Source organism: Spirochaetota bacterium, from assembly GCA_004297825.1.
In the GTDB taxonomy this organism is placed as follows: domain Bacteria; phylum Spirochaetota; class UBA4802; order UBA4802; family UBA5368; genus FW300-bin19.
Map to the genome: position 1 here is coordinate 41,254 of SCSX01000012.1, position 26,392 is coordinate 67,645.

Here is a 26,392-nt window from a genome sequence, read left to right on the forward strand (position 1 = left end):
ATGGAAAAAGCCCCTGCGCTGATACTCATGGCGAAAATTTCAATGCTGCTCCTTGCGGCCGCATGCCTCGGAGCGCTCTTTTCATGTGAGCTTACGACCCGGCCCCCGTCGGTGGAATGGGTACGTCCCTCCGAGGGGGTGTACGCCTCGCCCGCGGATTTCGTGGAGATACGCTTTTCCGAGAACATGGAACGGGAAAGCGTCGAACGCCTTTTCGGGCTCGCCTGCGAGGGAGCGGAGACGGAGGGATCCTTTTCGTGGCCGCAGGGCGCGCGGCTCCTGCGCTTTTCTCCTCATAAAGAAATGGAACGCGGAATGTGCATCGTCACCCTGGCCGCGGGGGCGCGCGACAGGCAGGGCAGTGAAACGCGCCGTGCGTACACCTCGCGCTTTTTCACTTCGAACGATCTTGCCGCGCCCGTGGTGGCGGAGGTCTTCCCGTCGGATTCGATCGCGGGGGTCCGGCCGGATACGCGCATACGCATAAGGTTTTCGGAACCCATGGACGCGCGGAGCGTCGAGCGGGGGCTCAGGATGTACCCTTCCGCGGAGGGGGCTTTTTCCTGGAACGAGGCGGGTGATACGGTCGAGTTCGCCCCGTTTCTGACGCTCGCGTTTCTTACGGAGTACACCGTATCGATCGGGGCCGAGTGTGCGGACCGGGCGGGCAATCGTATCGGCGCGCAGCGCGATTTCCGTTTCCGTGCGGGGGAAGAGTTCGTGCGGCCGGTGCTCGTAGAGACGACCAGCCCCTCAACCGCGGAGAACTGGGTCTCGGCGGGGATGTATTCGGAGCATCACGGCCTTGAGACCGATTCCGTGCTGGAGCTCGCGTTCAGCGAGCGGATGGACCGGTCAAGCCTCACGGAAGGGTTCGCGCTTACCCCCGCAGCCGCGGCGGTCATGACCTGGGAATCCGATACGCGGGCGGTGATACGCTTTCCCGCCGGGCTCGAAAACGAAACCCGTTACGAAATGCGCATAACGGAATCGGTGAAGGACGCCGCCGGGAACCCGCTCGAGTCCGCGTTCACCGCGTACTTCCACACAGACGGGGAGGATTCCCGCGCGCCCGCGGTGAGCGCGGCATCCATCGCGCATGACGGCGGGCCGACAGGACTTATCCACATGGGGCTTGCCCTGCCCGACGGGAACATCCTCGTCGATTCCACGGCCGTCTTCGATCTGGTCTTCTGCACCGACATGCGGCGCGCGAGCGTACCCGAGAACGTATCGATTGTGTACGTTAACGGCGCGGACCCCAATTTCAGCGGCGCAATCAGGCGCTACGAGTGGAGCGGCCGCACGCTCCGGCTGACCGTGGGCTCGCTGCGGCGCGACAACCTGTACGAGCTGCGCCTGCGCGGCGGCGCCGACGGCATCACGAGCGCAACGGGCGCGACCCGGAGCGGGGACATCCGGTATTTTTTCAGGTTCGGGGAGTGACGGAATGAAAATGAATGATTGCGGCCGCTGTGTGCGCGCGGCGGGTTTGCTAATCACGCTTGTCCTGGTGTGTGCCGGATGCGACCGGCTTCCGGATATGGGCCAGCCGCGCGTGGTGGATATTTTCCCGGCGAACGGGGCCCGGGACGTCCCGGCTGGTACTCGAATAGTCGTGAGCTTTTCCGAGGAGATGGACAGGGCCTCCGCGGCGAACGCGGTGCGCGTAAGTTCGGGAGACAGGACCGTGGAATGCGCACCCCGATGGGAGGGCCGCGTGCTTCACCTGGAACCGCGTACGACCCTGACACATGGTCAATATCGCATAACGGTGAGCAGCGGCGCCGAGGACGCGCACGGCAACGACCTCGAATGCGCGGTCGTATCGGAATTTTTCGCGGGGAACGATTTCGTCTCTCCGCGCGTCGTGTCCGTGAGCCCGGCGGACGGCCACCAGGGGACACCGGATGCGATCGTAATCAGCTTTTCGGAACCGGTCCGGGATGAAAGCGTAGCGGCGGGGGTGACCCTGTCCCCCGGGACGGCGCTTCTCAGGGAGTATTCGCCGGATGGGACCGTGCTCACACTGCGCCCGTATTACGGGTTCGAACCGGGGACGCGTTACACGCTGCGCGTTTCTCGCGAGGTATGCGATCTGAAGGGAAATCCCCTTATCGATGAATGGACAAGCGGGTTTGTGGCCGGTTCGGATATCGAGCCTCCCTGTCTGGAGTGCGTATCGGATCCCGGGCCGGGCATCTATGCGGTAAGGGAGGGGACGCGCGCCCGCCTGAGCCCGGACAACTCCGTGATGGGGCTCATGGAAAAGGACGCGGATCTTGAAATATTTTTTTCCGAGCCCATGGATCGGGATGGAACGGCGGACGCTATAAGCATCAGTCCGTCTATGGGAACAGTCGCAACATGGAGCACGGACGGGCGCGGGGTGACACTCGGACGCGCGCACGGCGAGTTTTACGAACCCATGACCTGGTATACGCTCGTGGTACGGTCAGGCGCATCGGACCCCGCCGGAAATCCGCTCGGGACCGATCACACCTACCGGTTCCTGATCGACGGTCCGCGCTCGATTCCGCTTGCGCTTAACGGGAGCCCCGTATTTCAAATCCCTGCGGACGGGGGAGCGCCGCGTGCGCTCCTCGAGGACGCGTGCATCCGGCTGGACGACGCGTACGCGACGGAGAAAACGATCGGCGGGCTGGGCGAACGGGTGATCGTGTTTCGCGTCGTGTTCCGCAGGGAGGACGGATCGGCGCCGGTTGCGGGAATAGACCCGGTCGCGGCGGCCTGCGCGGTGTCGTTCGAAAGCGAGACCTACTTCGGGGAATCCGGGAGCGGGATCACGCCGCGCACATGGAAGATTATACCGGTAAAAAGTGCGCCGGCCGCACCCGTGGACGACGCGATCGACATCCATCTCTACAGGCTGGAGGCGGGACATTACTACCGGCTCCGCGTACGGGGCTCGCGCGAGGGAGTCCGCGACGGCGCGGGGAATTTCCTCCGCGCGGATTTTACCGTCTACTTCAACAGCTGAACATGCATATCCAGGAATTTTTCGTCCGCAGGCCGATTACGGTGATCATGATTTCGCTCGCCGCGATGCTTTTCGGCGCGATCGCGCTCTCCGGCATGGAACTGGAACTCCTGCCCTCCATGCGCCGGCCCGAGATATCCGTCATCACCCTGTACCGCGGTGCCCCGCCGGCGGAAATCGAGACGCTGGTTTCCAGGCCCATCGAGGAGGCGCTCTCGAGCGTGCCGGGCGTGAAGCGCGTCAGGTCCGAGTCGATCGAGGGGGCGAGCATGGTCGTCGCCGCGTTCGAGTGGGGGACGGACCTGGACTTCGCGGCGATGCGCGTGCGCGAGAAGGCGGACCTCGTGAAGGGGGCGCTTCCGGAGGACGCGGAAAAATCCGTGATCGCCCGCTTCGATCCGGACTCGCTTCCCGTCATGGGGATCGCCGTCACCGCGCAGGGGGGCTCCCTGGACGGCCTGCGCGAGGAGGTGGAACAGCACGTGAAGCCCCGGTTCGAGCGTATCGACGGCGTGGGCAACGCGCGGATAAGCGGGGGGAAAACGAGGGAGATCCAGGTGCAGGTGGACGGCGCGCGCCTCTTCGCGCATAAGCTCTCGATCTTCGAGGTCGCGGAAAAGGTGCGGCTTTCGAACCAGAATTTTCCCGCCGGGACCGCGCGGCGCGGGGCGCGCGAATACCTGGTGCGCGCCCTGGGCGAGTTCAGGGAGGCGCGCGATATCGGGAACGTGCTCGTGCGATCGGACGAAAAGGGAAGGCCCGTGTACGTGAGGGACGTCGCGAAGGTTGAGGACGGGTTCAGGGAGAGCACGAGCTTCTCCTGTTTCGACGGCCGGGAAAGCCTCGCGATCTCGCTCGTGAAGGAGGCCGGGAGGAACACGGTCGCCGTCTGCGCGGAGGCGCGCCGAATCGTGGATGAGCTGAACGAGCGCTATCGCGGACGGATGGAGCTATCCGTGAGCTACGATTCGTCGGTCTATATCAGGAGTGCGGTCAACAACGTGGTGTGTTCGGCCGTGCTGGGCGCGCTCATCACCTTCGCGCTCGTCTTCGTGTTCCTGGGACAGCTTCGCGTCTCGTTCATCATCATCGCGGTCATGCCGGTGTCGGTGATGGCGACGCTCTTCCTCATGTACCTCAAGGGCGTGTCCCTGAATATGATGTCCCTGGGCGGGCTCGCGCTCGGAATAGGCGAGGTGCTGGACAAGGGCATCGTGGTGGCGGACGCGATCGAGGCGCGCAGGACGGCGGGCGATTCCGTCGCACAGGCGTGCGTGCGCGGCGCCGGGGAGATCGCGGGCGCGCAGCTCGCGTCAACGCTCACGAGCGTGGTGGTGTTCGCCCCCATCATCTTCCTGCGCGGCATCGCCGGCGAGGTGTTCGGCGATCTTGCATTTACGGTGGCGGCGTCGCTCCTCGTTTCGTACTGCGCATCGGTGAGCATGGTGCCCGCGCTCTACGCGGTTACGGAGCGGTCGATGGGGGGCATCGTAAATAAAAAAAGCGCGGGCGCCGATTCGCGATTCGGCCTTCAAAGGATTTTAGCGCGCGCAGACACGCTGCTTGGGCGTCTCGATGGAATATACGCCGCGTATATAGGAAGCAACCTCGAACGCTTCGGGAAATGCCTGGCGGTGTCGATGGGTTCCGTGTGTGTCGGCGCCCTAGTCTTTTATTCCATAGATTACTCCCTCCTTCCCGCGACCGATAGCGGGGTCCTTACCCTAAGGGTGACCGGGCGCAAGGGAGCGCCCTTGGAGGAAACGCGCGAACACATGCTGAAACTCGACGCGGCCGCCGCGGCGAAACCCTACACCGCGCACCGCCTTGCGGACGTGGGATTCAACCCGGCCGAGGTCGCGGAATATTTCGGTAGGGAGCGGAACCGCTCGACGGGCGAGCTCCTCGTGACGCTGCGCGATGACCGGTCGCTCGAAACGCGGGAGGCCGTCGCGGACCTGGCGCGCGCGATCGAACTGCCCGGCGGCGCGAAGCTCGAGGCCTGTACCGACGAGCGCGAATTTTCCGGTTTAATGGGAATGACCGGGGGCGGGCTCGCACTGGACGTGACCGGGGACGATTTCACCGCGCTGGAGCGCGGTGCCGATGAAGTGATCGCCCGCATGCGCGGCGAGCATGCGCTCGCCAACCCGCGCGCCGTTTCCGAGCGCGAGACGCCCGAGGTCAGGGTGAGCTTCGACCGCGTGCGCCTCGCGGCGTTCGGGATCACCATGTCCCAGGCGGCCGAACAGGTGCGCGCCTCGGTCATGGGCGAACACGCGGGGGCCCTGTACCAGGGCGATACGCAGGCCGATATCACCGTGCGCCTGCGCGAAGCGGACCGGCGGGAGGTGAGGGACCTTCCGCGAATCAACCTGCGCGCCCGGGAGGAGATCGTTCCCCTCGAGGCCGTCGCATCGGCGGCCGTTCACCGCGGCTTCGACAGGATCGTGCGGAAAAACCAGCGGCGCTGCATCACCGTCGCCGCGGAGGCCGCGCCGGGCGCGAGCGTCTCCTCCGCGGGGGAGGCGCTCGCGCGCGCGGCCGCGCGCGCGACCCTTCCGGCGGGCGTGAGCGCGGAAATCCCGCCCGAGACGGGGGAGATCCGCGCGTCGCTCGACGAGCTTTTCGGCTCGCTCGCGCTCTCGGTGCTTCTCATCTACATGATCCTCGCCGCGCAGATGGAATCGCTCGCGCGTCCCCTTCTCGTCATGCTGTCGGTGCCCCTCGCGGTGTCGGGCGTCGCGCTCGCGCTTTTCGTCACGGGCAACTCCGTGAACATCATCTCGGTAATCGGGATGGTGATGCTCTCGGGCACGGTCGTGAGCGGCGCGATCCTCCTGCTCGAGTATATCACCATTTACCGCGAATCGGGCGTCCCCGCGCGCGAGGCCGCGGTACGCGCGTGCCGGGAGAGGCTTCGCCCTATACTCATGACCGCGCTCACCACGATCCTGGGGCTCGCGCCGCTCGCCCTGGGCGTCGACCGGGGCTCCGAGATGCAGTCGCCGCTCGCGGTCACGATGATCGGCGGGATGCTCGCCTCGACGGCGCTCACCCTGGCCGCGGTACCCGTGTTCCACTATAAATTTTTCCGGGACGGGCCCTGAACAATGCCGGGTAACGTTATACCGCGTGCGCGGCGAATAGCGCCCCTCATGCTCTGCGCGGCGCTCATCATGGGCGGGTCGATATCGGCCCTGCGCCTTCCTGTGGGACTCCTGCCGGAACGCGTGCGCGACTCCCTCACCATCGCGGTGCGCTACCCGGGCCAGCCCCCCTGGCGCGTCGAGCGGGTGATCACGCGGCCCGTGGAGGAGGCGATCTGCGCGGTGGGAGGGATCGTCGAGCTCCTCTCGTCGTCCCGCGAGGGAGAGGCGAAGATATACGTGCGCTTCGCGCGCGGCGCGCCCATGAAAAACAAGACGCTCGAGCTGCGCGAGCGGATCGACCCCGTGCGCGCCCGCTTCCCCCGTGAAGTCGAGGAGCCCGAGATATACGGCAGCGCCGGCGCGGCGCGCCCCTTCATGGTGCTCTCCCTTGCCGGGGGCGATCCCGCCGGGCTCAGGGATCTCGCCGAAAACCGGATCAAAAAAAGAATCGAGCGTGTCGAGGGGGTGTCCGAGATCGCCGTAGGCGGAGGGGTGCGCAGGGAAATCGAGGTCGCGGTGCGCGGGGATCGCCTCGTATCGCACGGCCTTCGGATCGAGCAGGTCATGGAACGAATCCAGGGCGACAACCGTACGATGCCGCTCGGCCGGACGGGGGTCCGCACAGGGTATACGGTATCGACGGACGGAAGGTTTCGCTCGCTCGCCGACTTGCGCGCGCTTCCACTGTTCGCGACGGCGCACGGATCGCCGGTTCTGCTGGGCGACATCGCGCGCGTGCGCATGCGGGATACGATTCCGGAGGAGATCGCCAGCCGCGGGGGAAAAGAAACAGTATCGATATATGTGTTCAAATCGGGAACCGGGGCGCCCCTCGCTGTGTCGCGTGCGCTCGCTGCAATAGCGTGCGAAGAAAGCGGCGTAATCAGGGTCAGCGTGGACTATGACGAGGCGGAGCGCGTGATGAACGCAATGGCGCGTTTCGGATGCGGTCTTGCCGCGGGACTTGGCGCAGCGATGCTCGTAATCGTCCTATCGGCCGGGGGCGTGCGCGCCGGGGCGGGGGCGCTCGCGCGAGCGGGCGTGTCGGCCATGCCCGCGCTCCTGTTCATGTTCGCGCGGGGAATCGGCCTGAACCTTGTCTCGCTCCTGGCGCTTGTGACGGGCGTGGTCCTTGCGCTGGCGGAAGCGATTCTTTTCATGCACGTTGCCCGGGGCCGGCGCGCGGGGGACGGCCCGGGACCCGCATGCGCCAGGGACGCCGCATACAGGATGGGCGCGGCGTTTTCGATCCCGGTGATCGCGGCGTGTCTTGGCATACTCATCACCGGCGGCGGACCGGACGGCATGTTCGGGGATTTCGCCGTCGTGCTCCTGATAGCGCGCGTGTCCTCGATTCCGTTGATGCGTTTCATTCCCGGGCGGACCGGCAGCGCGGGGAGTCCGGTTTTGGAACCCGCTGCCGTTGGAAATTTATTTCGTACGATCGAAAGGACGGCGGAATCGCGCCTTCCTGCATCGCTGGTGCGCAGAGGGCAGAGCTTCCGTGAAAGGTTCGCTTCGATCGCCCCCACGCGGCTCGCGAGCGCCTGTGCGCTCCTCCTGGTTGCCGGCGCGGTCCTGATCGCGCCCACGATGTACGGGGGGCCGGCCGGTCCCGATGCGGACGATGAGCTGCAGTGCGCGATCGAGCTCCCGGAAGGGACCACGCTCGATGACACCGCGCGCGCGGTCGCGAGGGCGGAACGGGCGATCCTCGAAAGCGGACTTGTCCGGGACAACCGTGCGCGCATCAGCGCGTCCCACGCGGACCTCACCATTCAGCCGGCCGAGGGCGCCGATCCTTTCGATACCAGGGAGAGGCTCCGGGCGCTGATGCGCCTGCAGCCGGGAATCCAGGCCTTCTTCGACGACGGTTCCGGTACGGGGGGGATCGATATCGAGGTCCGGGGGAGGGAGCTTACGGCTATCCGCGCCTGTGCGCACGCGCTTGCGGAAAAAATCGCCATCCTCCCCCAGGCCGCTGATGCGGTGCTCCGCTTCCGCGAGGGAAGGCCGGAGCTCCAGGTGATCATCGACACCCGCAAGGCGCATGCATGCGGCATCCCGCCGGGAGACGCGACCCACGCGGTCCGGTGCGCCCTGTACGGGCCCGTGGCGGCGAAATTTCTGGACCGGGGCGAGGTCGATATCCGCTGCAGGCAGGACGGTCCCGATATCCCCTCGTTCGACGACGTGGAAAGGCTGCGAATCGTCAGGGAGGACGGGAAGGCCGTTCCCCTCGCCGAGATCGCGGATTTCCGGGTCGGGACCGGTGTGACCACAATCTGGCGGCGCGACAAGGAGCGCTTCGAGACCGTAACCGCGATGCCGCGCAGCGGAGAATCAGGGGCGCTGGAACGCGCCGTCGACGGAATCCTGCGCGGGGAGAAAATGCCGTCGGGAATCACGGCGACGCGTGCCGAACGGGGAGGGGATATCGGCTCCGGCGGCCGGGGGGCGCTTTGGATGGCGGGAAGCGTATTTCTGCTCATATTCATGGCGTGCGCCGCAGTGTTTGAATCGCCCCGGATCGCTTTGCGCGTATGCGCGGGTAGCGCGGTCGCCTGCGCGTGCGGCCTCTGGACGCTCAAGCTCTGCGGCTGCCCGCTCGGTGCTCCCGGGATCGCGGGGCTCGCCGTATCGGCCGGGATCGCGGCGGGGGGACTCTGCGCCCGGGAATTTATCCCGGGCGGGGGAAGCCGGCGAGCGATGATTCCTGCCCTCATGACGGTCGCGATCTGCGCACTCACCCTGGCCGTCACCGGCGTACCCGTGGTTGCCGAGTTCGCCCTCGCAGCGCTGGGGACCATTGCCGGGGCCGCGGTATCAGGAGGGCTTGTGCTGATACACAATTTATCAATTGACAGGGGCGTGCCTATCTGCTCCCCTTTGCCGCACGAGGCACGAGCTTTTTCCCCTGAGAACATGCATGAATGAATTCGTAAAAGACCTGTTACTTTCTTTTATTCCGATCTTCGTGGCAGTGGACGCGTTCGGCGTGCTTCCCGTGTACATATCGCTGGCCGGCTCCCTTGACCACGCGGTGCAGAAAAAAATAATCGTCCAGTCGATGATCACGGCCCTCTGCCTCGCGCTCGGATTCATCTTCGTGGGACAGGCAATTTTCAGGTTCCTGGGGATCACGGTGGGGGATTTCATGGTCGCGGGGGGCGTGGTGCTTTTCAGCATCGCGATCATGGACATCGTGAATCCCCGGCAGAGGAAGAAAATCCCGCACGAGGAAATGGGTGTCGTTCCGCTGGGAACGCCCCTGATCGCGGGGCCGGCGGTGCTCACCACCACGCTCCTGTGCGTAAGCGAGTTCGGGATGCTGCCGACGATCATATCGGTCATCGTGAACATCGCGATCGCGGGAATCGTGTTCGGGGGGAGCCGCTGGCTCGGACGCATACTGGGAGATCCGGGTTCGAAGGCCCTTTCGAAGGTGACGAGCCTTTTCCTCGCCGCGATCGCCGTCATGATGGTGCGCAAGGGCCTCGTATTCCTGATTTCCATTAATCACTGATTACTCTTGTGCGGAATAATTCCTTGGAATTTGCCGAATCGGATATAAACAGAAAGAGCCTTCGCTTTTCATTCCTTGACGGGGTCTTCGCGAGCGTGATGATCGGCATCACGCAGGATTACTTCACGCCGTTCCTCCTTTTTCTCGGTGGAACCTCCTTCCAGGTGGGGCTTCTCTCCGCGTTTCCCAACATGGTCGCCTCGCTTGCACAGCTCCGGACCGCCGAATTCATACGTATGCTTCGTTCCCGGAAGAGAACCATCACCTCCTTCGTGTTCTTACAGGCGCTCATGATCGGCGCCATCGCGTTCGTCGCACTGGGGGGCTGGAGCTCGGTGACGATCTTCATCTCGCTCGCGGTACTGTTCACCACGTTCGGCGCGATCGCGACCCCGGCATGGGGAAGCCTCATGTCGGATATAGTCGCGGGGGACCGCCGGGGGGCCTATTTCGGATGGAGGAACAGCCTGCTCGGTTGCATCGTCGTGATGGCGTCGTTCGGGGCGGGAATCCTTCTCCACTGGATCGAGCCCGGCCGGCTGCGGGAGGGTTTCTTCGCGCTGTTCGCGGCGGCGTGCGTCACGCGGGTGGCGTCGTGGTATTTTCTCACCCGCATGCACGATCCGGAACCGGCCCACCACCGGGGGGCGCGGTTCGACCCGTTGACATTTTTCGAGAAGCTGCGCTCCAGCAATTTCGCCCGCTTCGTGATGTTCGTGTCGCTCATGAGCTTTTCGGTGTCCATGGCCGCGCCGTTTTTCGCGGTGCTCATGATACGCGACCTCCGCTTCAACTACCTTGAGTACTCGGTGATCACCGCGACCGCGCCGCTCGTCATGTACCTCATGATGGGAAGGTGGGGAAGGCTCGCCGACAGGATCGGCAACGTGCGGGTGCTCAAGTTCACGGCGCCCATCATCGCCGGGGTGCCGCTCCTCTGGATCGCGGGGAGGCACCCGGTGTACCTCTTCTTCGCGCAGGTGATCTCGGGCTTCGCGTGGTCGGGCTTCCAGCTCGCTGCGTCGAATTTCATCTTCGACGCGGTGGCCCCCGACAGGCGCGTGAAATATATTTCCTATTTCAACGTGCTGAACGGCGTGCTCCTGAGCCTGGGAGCCCTCCTGGGCGGCTCGTTGCTTTCGTGGCTCCCGGGCCTCCTGGGCCTTCCCATCCTGACGCTCTTCGCGATTTCCTCGGGGCTCAGGATCGTGGTTTCCACGGCGCTTCCCGTGGGGCTTAAGGAGGTGCGCGCCGTGGACGCGATCCGCGGCAACGAGCTTATCTTCAGTCTTATCGGTATGAGGCCTATGGGGATCGAGCGAAAGAACAACGGCGGAAAAGGGCAGGGGGGCTGATACGATTGTCGGTCGCCGCAATGCCTGTGGGAGCTATTCGGAAAGACCCCCTTCACTCCTTCGCCCCCGCCTCCTTGAGCACCTTAATAATCTCTGCATATTGATTTTCTGTCGCGTAGGCGAGTGCGGTTTTGCCGTAGTTGTCCTTTGCCGCGATATCGGCCTTGAGTGCGAGGAGGGCGGTCACGTTTCCCGTTTGACCGGCGAGGGCCGCCGCCATGAGGCAGGTGAGGCCGTACACGCTTCGATCGTTTACGTTCCCGCCCGCCACGGAGAGGAGCGTTATCAGCCCCGCGCGGTCCTCGTAGGCCTGTGACGCATAGAGCATCGGGGTCATGCCCGTGCCGTCCCTCTCGTCGATGCGCGCCCGGGCGTTCAGCAACTGCCGTGCGTTTTCCTCCCCGCCGAACGACGCCGCGGCCATGAGCGCCGTATAGCCGTTATCGTCCTTCTGGTTCACGAACGCGCCCGCGCCCAGCAAGAGCTTGAGCACGGCGCTGCGGTCAACGGGTGTCTCGACCGCGTAGATGAGGGCCGGCTTCCCGCCAATATCCTTTTCGTTTACCGGCGCCTTCGCGTTCAGGAGCGCCTGCACGATCCGGGCGTTGCCGGAAAACGAGGCTGCCATGAGCGGGGTGTAGCCCGCCTCGTTGCGATCCCCGGAGCGTGCCTTGTTTTCAAGAAGGAGATCCACGATGGCGGAATCGTCGCCCTCGGCCTGGCACGCGTAGAGGAGCGCGCTTGTCCCCTGTTCGTCCTCATCATTGACCGGCACGCCGGCGGCCAGGAGGAGCTTCGCGGCCGGCAGGCTTTTATTCGAGGACGCGGCCATGAGCCCGTTGAACCCGAGATTGTTTTTGGCAGCGGCGCGCGCGCCCGCGTCCAGGAGCATCTTCACCATCTCGGCGCCGTTGTCGGCGTGCTGGGCGGCGACGATGAGGGCGGTCATGCCGGTGTCGTCCTGAACATTCGTATCGGCCTTCGCGAGGATGAGCGCTTTCATCATATCGACGTTGCCGGCCCCGGCGGCTGCCATGAGCGCGGTCGTCCCGTCGTCGTCGCACGCGTTCACGTCCGCCCCCGCGTCCAGGAAAAGCTTTACTGGCGCGGGCTTTTCCGCCGTTGTTCCCGCGAGCATGATGAGGGGGGTCGCGCCCCGTGTGTCCCGCGCGTTGATATCGGCCCCCTTGTCTAGGAGCAGCTTCACAATATCGGCGCTCCCGTAGGAGGCGGCGAGCATGAGCGCGGACTGGCCGTCGTCGTTGCGCGCGTCCACGATGGACTTCGCGTCGACAAGGAGCTTCACCATGTCGGGATGCCCGGCGGTCGCCGCTTCCATAAGCGCGGTCGTCCCGAAATTATTCCTGTCGTTGACCCGGGCGCCCGCGGCAAGGAGTACCCCGGCTATCTCGATCGCGCCCGCGGACGCGGCCGCCATGAGCGCGGAATGGCCGTCCCGCGTCCTCTGGTTCACGTCGGCCTTCCGGTCGACCAGGAGCTTCACGATCGCCGGCGCGCCCGAGTACACCGCGGCCATGAGCGCGGTCTGGCCGTCGTTCGCCTGCTCGTTCACGCCGATATTGGCGTCGAGCAAAAGCTTCACGATGCCGGCATCCGCTCCCTGCGATCCGCACACGGCGATGAGTGCGTTGTAGCCGTCCGCGTCACGGTCGTTGACCGCGGCTTTTTTCCCGAGTAAGAACCGGATGAGCTCGGCGTTGCCGGAGAGCGCGGCCTCGAGAAAGGCGGTGCGGCCCGATACGCTCCTGTCGAAAAGCGGCGCGCCCGCGGCGATGAGCAGCTTCGCTGCCTCAAGGTTCCCGTACGCCGCGGCGATCATGAGCGCGGTCTTCCCCTCCTGGTTTTTCTCTCCCGGGCGCGCGCCGGCGTTCAATAGAAGCTTGATGATCTCGGTTCTTCCCTCCCCGGACTCGCAGGCCATCATGAGCGCCGTGTAGCCGTACTGGTTCGTCTCGTCCACCTTCGCCTGCATGCCAATGAGCATGCGTACGATCGCGGTGTTTCCCGCCATGCACGCGCCCATCAGGGCGGTGCGGCCGTCTTCCGATTTTTCACCGGTCTTGGCTCCCGCCGCGAGAAGGATCTTCACGAGATCGGCGGGATCCCCCGCACGCTCGCTCGCGATCATGAGCGGCGTATACCCCTGCTCGTCCCGGGCGTTCACCTGCGCGCCGCTTTTAAGCGCGGCCTTGACCGCATCGGTGTTTCCGGAGCGGACAATGTCGAAGAAGCTCTCGCTTTTAGCGTAAAGCGAAAAGGCGAGCGTGAAAAGGAATACGAGGCTGAATAGTTTTTTCATGACATACCTTTTTCCGAGATTTCGACTTGTAGGGGAACCGCGGGAACCGGGCGGCTTGAAATCTTCATCGCGCGGACAGCCCCGATCTATTTCGGGGCGGAGCCCACCTGGAAGCTCATCTGTTCGGTGGCGAGGTATATATTAGGGAGCTTGCTTTTCATCAGGTTCCGGTGGCCAACCGCATCCCTGTAAATCCGTGCCAGCTTCGCGTCCTGGTAGGCGGGCTCATGGTGCGTGAGCACCAGGTTTTTCACCTTCCAGCGTATGCCGCAATTGACGGCCATGGTGTAGCTCGTGTGTCCCCAGTCGAACTTCGAAAAGGATTCGTCCAGCGTGTACTGCGAGTCGAGCACGACCAGGTCGGCACCGTCGAAAAACCCGGTCTGCGCCTCGACCGTTTCCAGGTAATCGCCGGTGAACTCGGCGTCGGTCGCGAATACGAAGGTGCTGCCATTCTCACGGAAGCGGTAGGCAAAGCTCCCCCCGGGGTGTTTCAGCGGATAGCAGTCGATCTCCATTCCGTCGTCGAATCGGAGCGCGGTCCCCGGCTTGATCAAGTGGAATTCCTTGGTGGAAGCCATCGCCTCGAGCGGCGCGGGGAAAAAGCGTGCCTCCTGCTGGTAGCGGAATCGGTCCTGGAGGTCGGAGAGCGGGGAATAAAACTGGATGACGTTTCCCGGGACGTACGCGGGTTTAAAAAAGGGAAAGCCCTGAATGTGGTCCCAGTGCGTATGGGTGATGAATATGCGCATCGTCACCCCGCCCTTCCCGGCGCTTCCCTTCAGGAGTTCCTCGCCAAGCCCCCGTATCCCCGTACCGCAGTCGAGAATGTAGAGGTTTCCCGCGGCGGACGTTACGGCCGCGCAGGTGGTGTTGCCCCCATGCACGTTCTGCAACTGGATGGGCAGGGCGTCGATAAACGGTTTTATTTCAGAAGCGGCCGAAAGGCCCTCCTTGAGCGCTCGTTTGAGTATCTCTTGCAGCTTCGCGCGATACTCGGTATTGACCATCGGCGCGGGAAGCGAACCTCTCACCCCCCAGAGTTTGATCTGCATGGGACTGGTCTCCTGCCACTGAAAAGGTACCCTAATTTCTTGCCGGTCGCACCGAGGATTGCAATCATTTTTTCCGGGAAGGGACCGATTCGCATGTCCCGGCAGGCAGCCGTGTTTCGGGAGTGTTCGGTTGTGTAACAATCGGGGCTGCCTGCGCCCTGACTCATCGACGGAGAGGAAAAGGCAAGGGGGAGATTGTGATGGTGAAGGAAAAAAGGGCAATAGTTATCGGTGCTAGCTCGGGGATCGGGCGGGAGCTGGCCATGCGCCTGTCGCGCGATGGATGGGTGGTGGGACTCGCGGCCAGACGGCGAACCATGCTCGAGGATATTCAGCGGGAGCTTCCCCTGTCTTCTTTCGTCCAGGTCATGGATATCGCGCGCGATGACGAGGTCGAGGATGCATTCAACGACCTGACCGCCCGGATAGGCGGTGCGGACCTCGTGGTTATCAGCGCGGGTACGGGCTACCTGAACCCGGAGCTTGATTGGGAAAAGGAGCGCGCGACCATTGAGGTGAATATAAAAGGCTTCGCCGCCGTGGCGAACGCCGCCATGAAGCATTTCCTGGCCCGTGGCGCGGGCCACCTGGCGGGAATTTCGTCTGTCGCCGGGGTGCGCGGGAACGGGACCGCGCCCGCATACAGCGCCTCCAAGGCATTCGTGTCTAACTACCTTGAAGGACTTCGCTGCGCGGCTAAAAAATCGGGCGCGGATATTACCGTCACCGATATTGTGCCGGGCTACGTGGACACCGAAATGGCCAAGGGAGAAGGCCTCTTCTGGGTCGCCTCCCCCGAGACCGCGGCGCGTCAGATCGTACGTGCGCTCATCAGGAAAAAACCCCGGGTCTACGTTACCCGCCGATGGGCCCTGGTGGCGATGGTGCTCCGGCATCTCCCCGGATGGATGCTTGCGCGGTTCTAGGGACCAGGAAGGGATAACATCCGGAAATTAGCCGAGAGGGTGGATGGAGCGCGAGACCGTGTATGCCCGTGGCGCAGTGGTTTGGTTTTTTGGGGTCCGCGGTGTCCTCCCCAGCAGGACAACCAACAGTGAATTTTCCCCATCGATCCCTGGGCTACTAAGTATTCGCGGTAGCTGTAATAGTTATATATACCCCGTTCATATTCTGTAATCAATCCGGGCAAGTATTCCTTCACCGCGATTGCGACAAATAGTGAGACGCTATTTTTACAAAATTTCCGCAAATCGGTGAAAAACTCGTACTCAACCCCGCTGAACCTGATACAGAACGGGCGCCAGTCCCCGTTCGGATCATCCGCCTGATACTTGACCGTGGTAAACGTGCGTTGATACGATGCAGTCCTCGCCATGACGCGCATGAGGAGATTTACGATAATATCGCGCCGCGATTTTCCCAGGCGTATCGCCGCGCGGTCCACGGCGGTCCTGGTGCGGCGATGCATGTAAATCGAAGTGACGGGCATTCATCCAACCTCGGGCGCGCGTTAAAGGCATCTGAACCTGATACGAATCCGCGGCCCGATTGATGAATATTTTTCTCATGCACGCCGACATTCCGCACCGTATCCGGGCCTGCATCTAAAAAGCGGTTGAGCCGGATATGCTTTGGGGATAGTATGGCGCTGATATTACCGTATTCCCGGGGAGGCTCATCCCATGAACACCACACCGCTTCAGGACAGGCTGCCCAAAGACAGCGGCGGGCGCATCTGCTTCGGGTGCGGCGCCGATAATCATCGGGGCCTGCGCATCAAGAGCCATATGGAAGGGGATGAGTGCGTCTGCCGATTCACGCCGGAGGAACACCACGCGGCTTTCCCGAATATCCTGAACGGCGGGATCATCGCGACCATAATGGACTGTCACGCGATCTGGACATCGGTGGGCGCCCGACATCGGACGCTCGGGTACGACGACACCGGTGAATCGCGTACGATGTTCGTGACGAAAAAGATGACCGTGGAATTTCTAAAGCCCACCCCCATGGGGACGGAGCTCGAGGTCCGCGCGCGGGTCGTCGAAACCCGGGGAAAATCCTCGCGCGTGATCGTCGAGCTCCGCGCGAAAGACGGGATCACCGCGCGCGCAGAGGTGACGGCAGTACGGGTCGAGGACTAGTCGTATCAGCCCCCTCCCCGCCGGACGCGCCAGGTGAGAAGCTCCCCTGCGGCCGGTAGAGAGCTTTCCCCCGGCCATTCCGTCATGACAGGGTGCCGATACCAGCAGCCGGCAGGACGATGCAGCTTGTCAATCCTCAAAATAGGCCGGCTTCACCGCAACCGTCATGCTTCCCGATTCCTTCAGGATTTTTTCGAGCCCGTACACCGCGGGGAGCTCATACTTAAAGTAATACTCGAGGGTATACATCTTGCCTCCCAGGAATTCCGCGCCATACGCCGCCGTCTTTTGTGCGGGAAGCTCCTGTATCGCGATCCCCTGCGCCAGCCATTGCCATCCAATGCACAGGATCCCGGAAAGCTCCAGGAAAAGCGCCGCATCGGCAAGGAACCTGTCAATCTCGCCTTTAAGCGCAAATTGAACAAGAATTCCGGTCACCCCCTGCCACAGCGAGAGCGCGCGTCCGAGCTCGTCGGCGAAACCGGAAAGCGCACTAAACTTCTTTGCTGTGTCGATCGTGCGGTTGATTTCTCCGATAAACGCCTGCGCAGCCGCGCCGTTTTTCATAGTGACCTTGCGTCCCAGGAGGTCCATGCCCTGGATGCCCGTCGTACCCTCGTGGATAGGGTGGATGCGCGCGTCGCGCATGTACTGTTCCACGGGAAACTCGTCCGAATAGCCGTAACCCCCCAGGCACTGGATCGCCTGGCTCGTTGAAACTATGCCCATCTCGGACGGGTAGGTTTTCACGATCGGGGTGAGTATTTCGAGCAGGAGCTCCAGCCGTGTCTTCTCTTCACCGGAGGAAACCTGTATCAGGTCGACGAGCTTGCCCGAGTGCACAATCAGCGAGAGGGATCCCTCAACGATGGCCCGCTGTTTCAGCAGCATACGCCGGATGTCGGCATGCTCGATAATGGGCACCTGGGGTTTCACGGGGTCCTTCTCGGTGATGGACCTTCCCTGGAGTCGCTCGCGCGCATACTCGAGGGAGGCATAATAGGCTGCGCTCGCGATGGCCGCGGCTCCCACTCCCACATGAATACGCGCCTCGTTCATCATGTGAAACATGTAGGAAAGGCCCCGGTTGGCTTCGCCCACCAGGTAGCCCCTGCAGTCGTCGCTCTCTCCCATGGAAAGCTGCGCGATGGGGGAGCCGCGGTATCCCATTTTGTGGTAACAGCCCGCGCAGCTCACGTCGTTGAACTCAAGCTTTCCGCCTTCGCCCTTCCTATGCTTCGGTACGATGAAGAGCGAGATTCCCTTGACGCCCGCGGGGGCGCCCTTGATGCGCGCGAGCATCAGGTGCACGATGTTCTCCGCGGCGTCGTGGTCCCCGGCGGAGATGAAGGTTTTCTGTCCCTTTATAAGGTAGTATCCCTTGTCAGTGGGAAGCGCCATGGTACGCACGTCGGAGAGCGAGCTTCCTGCCTCGGGTTCCGTGAGGGCCATCGTGCCCTGCCAGTTTCCCGACACCATGGGCGGGGCAAACGATTCCTGGAGTTCCTTCGATGCGAAGCTGTAGATCAGGTTGAGCGCCCCGGAGGTGAGTCCCGGGTATACGCTCAGCGAATAGTTCGCCGCGGCGAATATGAACATGCAGGCGTTGAAGAGCGTGAGCGGCATCTGCTGCCCGCCCAGGTCGTACGGAAAGATCGCGTTTATCCACCCCCCCTCGGCCATCTTCCGCACGAACGGGCTCACCGAAGGGTGAACTTTTATTGTAGAGCCCGTGTATTCGGGGGGCTTCTTGTCCATCTCGGAAAAAACAGGGAACATCATCGCCGCAGCGATATCCCTCGCGGTATCGAGTATCAACTCCGTGCTTTCCACGCCGTATTCTGCAAAGCGCTCGTGCTTAAAGAGGTCTGCGATCCCGTGCACGTCGTAGAGAACGAACTTTAAATTTTTCTCGCTGTAGAACCTGGTTGCCATATCATCCCTCGCCTGATTTTATTTTCCTTTGAATACCGCTTCCCGGCGTTCCATGAAGGACATCACGCCCTCCATCGCGTCCTCGCTTTTGATGATGGGCTGAAGGTCGGGGATGAGCCGTGCAAGCGCGGCCTTGGGCCCCTCGACGCGCGCCAGCCGCGCCGACCTGAGCGCCGCCATGACGCCCAGCGGTGCCCGCTTTGAAATCTCCGTCGCTATCTGCACCGCCCGTTCCAATACCTGCGGCGGTTCGACGACTTCCTGCACGAGCCCCAACCGATACGCCTCCGTGGCGTTGATCTCGTCGCCGGTCAGGAGATAGCGCATTGCGTTACCCCAGCCGATCTCCTCGAACAGACGCACGGTTCCCCCGCCCACGGGATAGATGCCCCTCTTTACCTCGAGGAGCGCGATGCGGACGGTGGTCGCCGCCACCCGAATGTCCTGGGCGAGGAGAAGCTCGAAACCTATTGTGTAGCAGCGCCCGGTGACGGCCATGACCACCGGCTTGGCGCACCGGGCGTCCTCGTGGCTGCCCAGGGGATCGATCGATCCCTCGGGGATGACGATCCCGCTCTTCATGAACACCTCGGCCCACTTGTCGAGCTCAAGCCCGGAGGTGAAATGATCGCCGTGCGCGTGCAGCACGCCGCAGCGAAGCTCCGGGTCGCGGTGCAACTCGCCGTACGCGGCGGCGAGCTCGTAATACATGTCGAGATCGAAGGCGTTCATCTTGTCCGGGCGGTTAAGCCCCATGAGCAGGACGTGGCCGCGCCGTTCGGCCGTGATCTTTTTATATTCCATGCATCACCTCCGCGATTTGCGTTTCATGACGGCGTTTCTCCCGGGGTTCGGGGCCGTCGGGAAAATGCTACTTTGCCATGGTTCCGCGTCAATAATTATTTCGAGCGCTCGATAGAAATATTCTTGCGCATCAAACGCCGCGTGCTACGCTGATCATGCCCCGGCGGTTATCAAGGACTGCGCGTTCCGCCCGGGTACCGGCCCGCGCCTTGCCCGGTTCGAAGCGGAATCCGGGCGGGGACCCATGAGCCGCCGGCACCTTGAAAAACCGTACGCGAATCGGAACCCCTTGCCGTGAAGCGGGGCTGGAGCTATCGATGAATTATGATGAATTCAAAACCGAGGTACTGTCCTCGGCGGAAGACGTGTACCGGCAGTATTACCGCGCACATCGGCAGCGCATAAAAATTAAGAAGGAAGACCTTGCGGTAAAAAATTATATGATGCTCACCAATACCGCCCTGAAACTCTCCGCCGAGAAGGGATTCCAGGCCATGACCATGCGCGACCTGGCGCGCGAGGCCGGCATGAGCATGGGAGCGCTCTATTACTATTTTTCCGGCAAGAACGAGATCCTTGAACGCATTCATGACCAGGGTCACAAGTTCGTCCTGGAAATACTTTTAAAATACATCTCCCTCGCGTCCGGACCGGCGGAAAAACTAAGAACGGCGATCCGGACCCACCTGTACCTGAGCGAGCTCATGAGGCTGTGGTTCTATTTTTTTTTCATGGAGACGAAACACCTGGGGAAAAAGCACCGTCAAACTCCCATGGAGAGCGAGCTGTGGACCGAGGGGCTTTACGTGGACCTGCTCGAAGAGGGCAGGCGCGCGGGCGTCTACGCGTTCGATGATCCCGATCTTATCGGCGCGTCGATCAAGTCGCTGCTTCAAGACTGGTACCTGAAGCGCTGGAAATACGTGCAGCGCGGCGTGACGGTCGAGAAGTATACGGATTTCGTGATTTCGCTCATCGAGGCATATGTGACGGCGTGATCGGGCTTGCACAGGGAACGGGTACCCCGTCCGGATATACCATCGGCGGGTTGTCATGGCGAACGGCGTGTGCCCTGCGCACGAAATGCGCCCCCGGCAATTAAAGGTCCCGCGCCCGTTGACAAAGCGTATCGGCCCCCTATATTTTCCTTATGTGGTCGCTATTGGCGCCATGCCCGGGCCTCGGATCAAGAAGGAAGCATAAAAAATTCGCTTGACCGTAAAGACCCCCGGCGCTTTGCTCTCCACCCTGTAGGAGTATATCATGGAACTGCGCAATGTAGCGATAATCGCCCACGTCGACCACGGAAAAACCACGCTCGTCGACAAGCTTCTCATCCAGTGCCGGGTTTTCAGGGATAACCAGGAGGTGCGGGACTGTTTCCTGGACTCGAACGACCTGGAGCGGGAGCGGGGCATCACCATATTCTCGAAGAATATCTCGATCAGCCACGCCGGGGTGAAGGTGAACATCATCGACACACCCGGGCACGCCGATTTCGGCGGCGAGGTGGAGCGGGTGCTCAGGATGGCCGACGGGGTGCTCCTGCTGGTGGACGCCTTCGAGGGCGCCATGCCGCAGACGCGCTTTGTGTTACAGAAGGCGCTCGCGCTCAAGCTCATCCCCATCGTCGTCGTGAACAAGATGGACCGCCCCAACCGACGGCCCCGTGAGGTCCTGAACGAGGTCTACGACCTCTTCATCGACCTGGACGCGCACGACGCGCAGCTCGATTTCCCCGTGATCTATGCCTCCGGCCGGGAGGGCTGGGCGAGCACCGACCAGGACACCGCGGGCACCGACCTCCTGCCGCTCCTGGACGCGATCATTAAGCACATTCCCGCGCCCGAGTACCGGGAAGGCCCGGTCCAGATGCAGGTCACCACGATCGATTATTCCGAGTACGTGGGGCGAATCGCCATAGGCCGCGTGTTCCGGGGCGAGCTCCGGCGCGACCGGCGCGCCATGCTCCTCAAGCGCGACGGATCCGAGAAGATTTCGGAAATCAAGGAGCTCTACACCTTCGACGGTGTCGCGCGCACGAAGACCGACCGCGTGCAGTGCGGCGATATCTGCGCGGTGGTGGGCGTCGAAGACATCGAGATCGGCGATACGATAGCGGATCCGGAGCACCCGGAGCCGCTTCCCATCATACAGGTGGACGAGCCCACCATGAGCATGATCTTTACCATTAATACTTCTCCCTTCTATGGCGAAGAGGGCAAGTACGTGACGGGGCGCCATGTCCGCGAGCGGCTTTACCGCGAGATGGAAAGCGATGTCGCCCTTCGCGTCGAGGAATCGCTCACTACCGATACGCTCAAGGTGTTCGGGCGCGGCATCCTCCACCTCTCCATTCTCATCGAGAACATGCGGCGGGAGGGATACGAGTTCCAGGTGGGACAGCCCCGCGTCATCTACAAGGAAATCAACGGCCACAAGGCAGAGCCCATCGAGCTGCTGATAGTGGACGTCCCCGTGGAGCACGCCGGCAAGGTGATCGAGCATGTGAGCCGCAAGCGCGGCGAGCTGAAGCACATCGAGAACATGGGTTCGCGGCAGCGCCTCGAGTTTCACGTGCCCTCGCGGGGCCTCATAGGCCTGCGTACGCGGCTCCTGAACTCGACCTCGGGCGAGTCCGTTATGCACCACAGGTTTTACCAGTACGAGTTCTTCAAGGGGTCCATCCCGCACCGCCAGAACGGCGTGCTCATCTCCATGCAGACCGGCGAGGTGGTTGCGTACGCCCTGGACGGGCTCCAGGCCAGGGGGCGGTTTTTCGTTTCCCCGGGCGAGCGCGTGTACGAGGGCCAGGTCGTGGGCGAGGCGAACAAGGAAGGGGACATTGTCGTGAACGTCCAGAAGGCGAAAAAGCTCACCAACATGCGCGCCTCCGGCAGCGATGACGCGGTAAGGCTTACCCCGCGCGTGCAATTCTCGCTCGAAGAGGCGCTTGAGTTTATCAACGAGGACGAGCTCGTCGAGGTGACCCCCAAATCGATTCGAATCCGCAAGACCGTCCTTGACGAAAACAACAGGAAAAAAGCGGGCATCCGCGCCCGGGAGCTCGCCTCTACGTAGCACGCGCCTCACAAATCTTAGTTCACCCCGCTACCGCATGAGCGTGCGGAAAGTCCGCGCATTTCCCGCGCGGTCCGCTATCCGCGCCCACAGGTGGTGAAGCCCGCCTCCGGCTATCGAAAGGGGCGCTTTCATTTCAATCCACGAGCGATCGCGGTCGTATCCGCCCGGCACCGCCTCGCCGTCCACCAGGCATTCCACGGACTCCGGGTCAATGTCAGAGAGCGGGTCGAATACATAGAGGCGGATGAGGCGCGCGATCCGGGTATCCTCGGTGAACTCGAATGTCGGAGGCATGGTGAAGACCGGCGCGTCGCCGTCCCGCATGAGCGCGAAGTAGCCGCATCGATAGGTCGACGAGGTGAAGCTTCCCGTCGCGGCGCTGTATGCAGTCGGAAGAAGCCGGGGACTTTTGCCTTCGAAAAACTGGTAGAGCGAAATCTTTTTTGCGTCATCCGGGCCAGGGCGTATGTCAGACTTCACGGCGAGCGTGACCTGTCCGTTGAAGAGGGCGTCGAAAGGACGCACGGCGTACACCGCGAGCACGTCGCCCGCGGCCGGCGCCGATTCCGGGATCATCTCCGCGAGCCGCTCACGCGGGACCTCTTCGACCTTTAGGAAAGCGGTGCCGGCGGTACTCCCCGGGTGCGCGTAGAGTGTGAAAGACTGCGTCCCGCTCCCGGCGGTGAACCAGCCACCCGCGCCCGCGTCCTTCCATGCCGGATCGCGCACACCGGGGCGCGCCGCAACGGCGAGCGTTACCGCGGAGGAATTCCCCTTGAAGTCGTATGCGGTGACGGTGTAGGAGTGCGCCCGGCCGTCCACCGGGAGGTACCCGTCGTTCACGGCCGCGAGGCCCGAGAACCCGTTGCCGGACCGCCGGCAGAGAAAGTGCGTATAGCTCACCGTCCCGTCTATCGTGGATTTCGAAACGTCGAATATGTGGCGCCCGTACTGGAAATCGGCGGCGCGGATGCGGTCGAAGCGCAGGTCGAATACGGTCCGCGTGTCGTCGTGTACCGTTATGCGATACACTGTACAGCTGTTGTGCGCCCCCGCGCGGTCGAAGCATCCCAGCTTCAGGTAGGCCTTCCCCGGCGTGTCGAGCTCAAGTGTCCCGCTGCCCGCGGTATAGGCGCCGTCCTCGAGGCGCACCGGGACCTTGCGTTCGGACACGGTCGTGCCGGATTCCTCGGCGCACAGGAACACGCTTTCGATCACCGGCGGCTCGTCGTCCCGTACGGGAACGAGCGCGAGCGGGTTTTCGAACGAGTCGCCCGCGCGCACCTCGTAGTGCAGGTGCGGGGGGCCCGACCCCGACTCGCCCGAGCGCGCGATGAGTCCCCCGCGCGGGTATTCCGGGGCCGAACGCTCGAAGGCGAGATCCACCGAGTCGCTGTTGAAGAGCAGCTTCGCGATCCTCACCACCGAGTCCAGCCGGTACGTCTCGTCCTCGAAGGAATCCAGGTGCCCGTATACGGACGTCCTGCCGTCCGGATGCGTGAGGAAAATCCCGTTCCCGTATCCCGCGTCCGAGGAGGTGATGCGCGTAACGCGTCCCTTCTGCGCGGCGTAGACCGGGTAGCCGGTGCGCATGCGCGTCTTGATGTCGATCCCGCTGTGGAAGGAGTAGCCGCGCACCTCGCCCAGGGTTCCCGAAAGGGCCCGCGGGAGTCCCAGCATCCACGCGAAGGTGGCGTCGTCCTGCGCTGCCTCGCGTGGCGCGTCGCCGGGGAGCACGCGCGGGGACAGGAATCCGCCCAGGCAGAAAAACATCAATGCGGCGAGCCCCACGGCCCTGCTGCGCGGAGATACGGTCATGCGCACCCCTGCCTCCCGGTGAGATACTTTAAAATACTTCGCGGATTCTACGGCGGCCGCCGGGCATTTCAAGTGAAAAAAATGTTCGTGAACGGGGCTCGCGATCCGTATCGAGATCGGGGCGCGTCCAGTTTCGCGGGTACCGGTCGAAAACGGATTCAGGCGACGTCGGGGGTTCCGATACGCGTACGGGCGGACGGCGCCCGGACGAATTCCGGGCGCCGGTGCGTCGGTCCGTACACGGGACATGCCCGCGAATCGGAATTGCGGGAAGGGCGCGTTGCCCAGAAATAATTTCCGGAGGCAAACAAATGTGCAAGGCAGTGAGAACCGGGACGTTCCCGGGGGTGTGCATAATCGCGGTCATGGTGCTCGCGTGCGCGGCGGGCGCGTGCGGCTACCCGGAAACGTACGACGGAGCCCCGCGCGCAGGGGAGCAGGCGTACACCGGCATCGAAATTTATCTGCCCCAATCGAATATTGTCGAGGGTGGTTCCGCACAGGCAAGGCTCTTCGCGCTGCGCGCCGATGGACGTACGGATGAAATAGTGCCCGTCCTCGCGTCGTGGGAATGCGGGGACGGCTCCGTCGCGGAGGTGAGCGTATCGGCCCTCCTGACCGCGAAATCCCCGGGAACCGATACGCTCGTCGCCCGCTACGAGGGCCTCTCCGCCGCACGCCCCTTCACGGTCGCGCCCGTCCCCGATTACTCGGGGCTGCTGCTTTCGGAAATCTATTACGACCCGCCCGTACCCGAGACCGCGATGGAATTCGTCGAGATCGTGAACCGGGGAGCGCGCTCCTGCGACATCGCCGGTTTCCGGATCGTGGACGCGGGCCCGCCGGAGGACGCCTTCGTGTTCCCGGAGGGATGCGTCATCGCCGCCGGGGAGAAGCTCACCATCGCCCGAACCGCCGCCGATTTCACCGCGTATTTAGGAAGCCCGCCGTCGTTCGAAGGCATGGGCTTCTACCTGAGCAACACGGGTGAAACGGTGTTCCTGCTCGACATGGCGGGCACGATCATGGACGCCGTGTACGTCAAGGGTGGCGCCGACGCGCATCCCGCTTCCCCGGAGTGGGGCTCTTTGTCGTTGCCCTCCTGCGGGGAGGGCTTCTCGGCCGCACGCCTCCCCGGGGCGGACACGGACACCCACGCGGACTGGGCGTGCGAATCGCCCTCGCCCGGGAGCTAAATTGTTGACGGGGTGAAAATGTATCGGTACCTTCCATGTATCCGGAACGCACCCGCGACCGCGGGAAGGGAGGAACGCATGAAGGAAAAAGCGCGCAAAGCGGCGACGTCGAAAAAGCCGGCGAAGGTGAAGGTGAATGCGAAAGGCAAGGGCGCCGCGAAAAAATCCGCAGCGGTGAAGAGCGCCCCTTTAAAGAGGAAGATCGCCCTCATCGCGGGCGCGAGCGGGCTCACTGGAGGGCACCTCCTGGGCTTCCTGCTGGAAAGCCGCTACTATGCGGAGGTGCACGCCCTGGTGCGCCGTCCCCTGGGGATAACGCACCCGCGCTACCGCGAACATGTCGTGGATTTCGACAGGCCGGAAACCTACCGCAAATTCGCGAAGGTCGACGACGTGTTCTGCACCCTGGGAACCACCATCAAGAAGGCGGGCTCGCAGGAGGAATTCTACAAGGTCGATTTCATATACGCGATCACCGTCGCGCGCGAGGCCGCGCTCAAGGGGGCCGCGCGCCTGTTCATCGTCACCGCGCTTGGTGCGAACGCGAAATCGCGCATTTTCTACAACCGCGTCAAGGGCGAAGTGGAAGAGGCGTCCCGCCTCCTGCCCTTCAAGTCCATCCACGTATTCCGCCCCTCGCTCCTGCTGGGCGAGCGCGGGGAGGTCCGTACCGCGGAAAAGATAGGGAGCGCCCTCGCGCGCGCCCTCACGCCGCTCATGGCGGGGCCCCTGCGCGCCTGGCGCGCCGTGGAGGCGCAGGCGGTCGCCTGGGCCATGCTCCACGCGGCGGTATCGGTATCGGTTTCGGACCATCCCGGCGGGGTGATCGAGTCGAGGGAGATACAGGAGGTTTGGGAGGGGAGGGAGGGAGGGGAGGGATATGGCCTGATCCCGCCTCGATATGATTATGAACGTGATTTACTTATTGTCCCATACGGGGAGTAAAACCCTCGACTTCAGTCGAAGACTTTAGTATGCTTGCGGGATGGAAAACTATCGTAGGTCAAGTCACTCGATATACGATATAAAGTATCATATTGT

At 63.0% G+C, this 26,392-nt stretch carries 17 protein-coding genes; 12 read left to right on the top strand and 5 right to left on the bottom strand.

The window, feature by feature from the left end; genetic code table 11:
* From EPN93_01970 to EPN93_01995, 6 genes are read left to right on the top strand one after another with little or no spacing between them, the layout of a single operon-like run.
* Positions 1-1,446 carry a hypothetical protein gene (locus EPN93_01970; GenBank protein TAL39328.1) on the top strand — a complete coding sequence of 482 codons (1,446 nt, stop codon included), beginning with the start codon at positions 1-3 and terminating at the stop codon, positions 1,444-1,446.
* 4 nt (positions 1,447-1,450) lie between these two features.
* Positions 1,451-3,001, top strand: coding sequence for a hypothetical protein (locus tag EPN93_01975; protein ID TAL39329.1), 1,551 nt, complete (start codon positions 1,451-1,453; stop codon positions 2,999-3,001).
* A complete protein-coding gene (locus EPN93_01980; protein TAL39330.1) occupies positions 2,818-6,111 on the top strand; it encodes an efflux RND transporter permease subunit in 3,294 nt (1,097 codons plus the stop codon). Before EPN93_01975 ends, EPN93_01980 begins: the two co-directional genes overlap by 184 nt.
* Before the next feature lie 3 nt (positions 6,112-6,114).
* The gene (locus tag EPN93_01985) at positions 6,115-9,090 is read left to right on the top strand and encodes an efflux RND transporter permease subunit (GenBank protein TAL39331.1); all 2,976 of its coding nucleotides are present in this window, start codon (positions 6,115-6,117) and stop codon (positions 9,088-9,090) included.
* The gene (locus tag EPN93_01990) at positions 9,083-9,679 is read left to right on the top strand and encodes a MarC family protein (protein TAL39332.1); all 597 of its coding nucleotides are present in this window, start codon (positions 9,083-9,085) and stop codon (positions 9,677-9,679) included. The genes EPN93_01985 and EPN93_01990 overlap by 8 nt, the downstream gene beginning before the upstream one ends.
* Positions 9,680-9,702: 23 nt before the next feature.
* The gene (locus EPN93_01995; protein ID TAL39333.1) at positions 9,703-11,034 is read left to right on the top strand and encodes an MFS transporter; all 1,332 of its coding nucleotides are present in this window, start codon (positions 9,703-9,705) and stop codon (positions 11,032-11,034) included.
* Between the two features lie 52 nt (positions 11,035-11,086).
* On the opposite strand, the gene EPN93_02000 is transcribed toward EPN93_01995, so the two are convergent.
* Positions 11,087-13,354 (bottom strand): hypothetical protein, encoded by a 2,268-nt coding sequence (locus EPN93_02000; GenBank protein ID TAL39334.1) that lies wholly within the window; start codon positions 13,352-13,354, stop codon positions 11,087-11,089.
* An 86-nt stretch (positions 13,355-13,440) separates the two neighbouring features.
* On the bottom strand, positions 13,441-14,409 hold the full coding sequence (locus EPN93_02005) for an MBL fold metallo-hydrolase (protein TAL39335.1): 969 nt from the start codon (positions 14,407-14,409) through the stop codon (positions 13,441-13,443).
* Positions 14,410-14,609: 200 nt separating this feature from the next.
* Between EPN93_02005 and EPN93_02010 the strand changes: the two genes are divergently transcribed.
* Together EPN93_02010 and EPN93_02015 are read left to right on the top strand one after the other, a co-directional pair.
* Positions 14,610-15,335: an SDR family NAD(P)-dependent oxidoreductase gene (locus tag EPN93_02010; protein ID TAL39336.1), complete on the top strand. Its 726-nt coding sequence runs from the start codon at positions 14,610-14,612 to the stop codon at positions 15,333-15,335.
* Positions 15,336-16,052: 717 nt separating this feature from the next.
* Positions 16,053-16,514 (top strand): PaaI family thioesterase, encoded by a 462-nt coding sequence (locus EPN93_02015; protein TAL39337.1) that lies wholly within the window; start codon positions 16,053-16,055, stop codon positions 16,512-16,514.
* A 129-nt stretch (positions 16,515-16,643) separates the two neighbouring features.
* Here the strand turns inward: EPN93_02015 and EPN93_02020 are convergent, their stop codons facing one another.
* Positions 16,644-18,449: an acyl-CoA dehydrogenase gene (locus EPN93_02020; protein ID TAL39338.1), complete on the bottom strand. Its 1,806-nt coding sequence runs from the start codon at positions 18,447-18,449 to the stop codon at positions 16,644-16,646.
* Between the two features lie 18 nt (positions 18,450-18,467).
* On the bottom strand, positions 18,468-19,253 hold the full coding sequence (locus EPN93_02025; GenBank protein ID TAL39339.1) for a crotonase/enoyl-CoA hydratase family protein: 786 nt from the start codon (positions 19,251-19,253) through the stop codon (positions 18,468-18,470).
* 317 nt (positions 19,254-19,570) lie between these two features.
* Here EPN93_02025 and EPN93_02030 point away from each other — a divergent pair, with 317 nt between their 5' ends.
* Both EPN93_02030 and typA read left to right on the top strand, forming a co-directional pair.
* Positions 19,571-20,251 (top strand): TetR/AcrR family transcriptional regulator, encoded by a 681-nt coding sequence (locus EPN93_02030; GenBank protein TAL39340.1) that lies wholly within the window; start codon positions 19,571-19,573, stop codon positions 20,249-20,251.
* 262 nt (positions 20,252-20,513) lie between these two features.
* A complete protein-coding gene (gene typA, locus EPN93_02035; protein TAL39341.1) occupies positions 20,514-22,334 on the top strand; it encodes a translational GTPase TypA in 1,821 nt (606 codons plus the stop codon).
* Between the two features lie 30 nt (positions 22,335-22,364).
* Here the strand turns inward: typA and EPN93_02040 are convergent, their stop codons facing one another.
* The gene (locus tag EPN93_02040) at positions 22,365-24,404 is read right to left on the bottom strand and encodes a M23 family metallopeptidase (protein ID TAL39342.1); all 2,040 of its coding nucleotides are present in this window, start codon (positions 24,402-24,404) and stop codon (positions 22,365-22,367) included.
* A gap of 62 nt (positions 24,405-24,466) precedes the next feature.
* On the opposite strand from EPN93_02040, the gene EPN93_02045 reads away from it, so the two are divergent.
* Both EPN93_02045 and EPN93_02050 read left to right on the top strand, forming a co-directional pair.
* The gene (locus EPN93_02045) at positions 24,467-25,351 is read left to right on the top strand and encodes a lamin tail domain-containing protein (GenBank protein TAL39343.1); all 885 of its coding nucleotides are present in this window, start codon (positions 24,467-24,469) and stop codon (positions 25,349-25,351) included.
* 18 nt (positions 25,352-25,369) lie between these two features.
* Positions 25,370-26,296 carry an oxidoreductase gene (locus EPN93_02050; protein ID TAL39344.1) on the top strand — a complete coding sequence of 309 codons (927 nt, stop codon included), beginning with the start codon at positions 25,370-25,372 and terminating at the stop codon, positions 26,294-26,296.
* Positions 26,297-26,392: the final 96 nt, after the last annotated feature.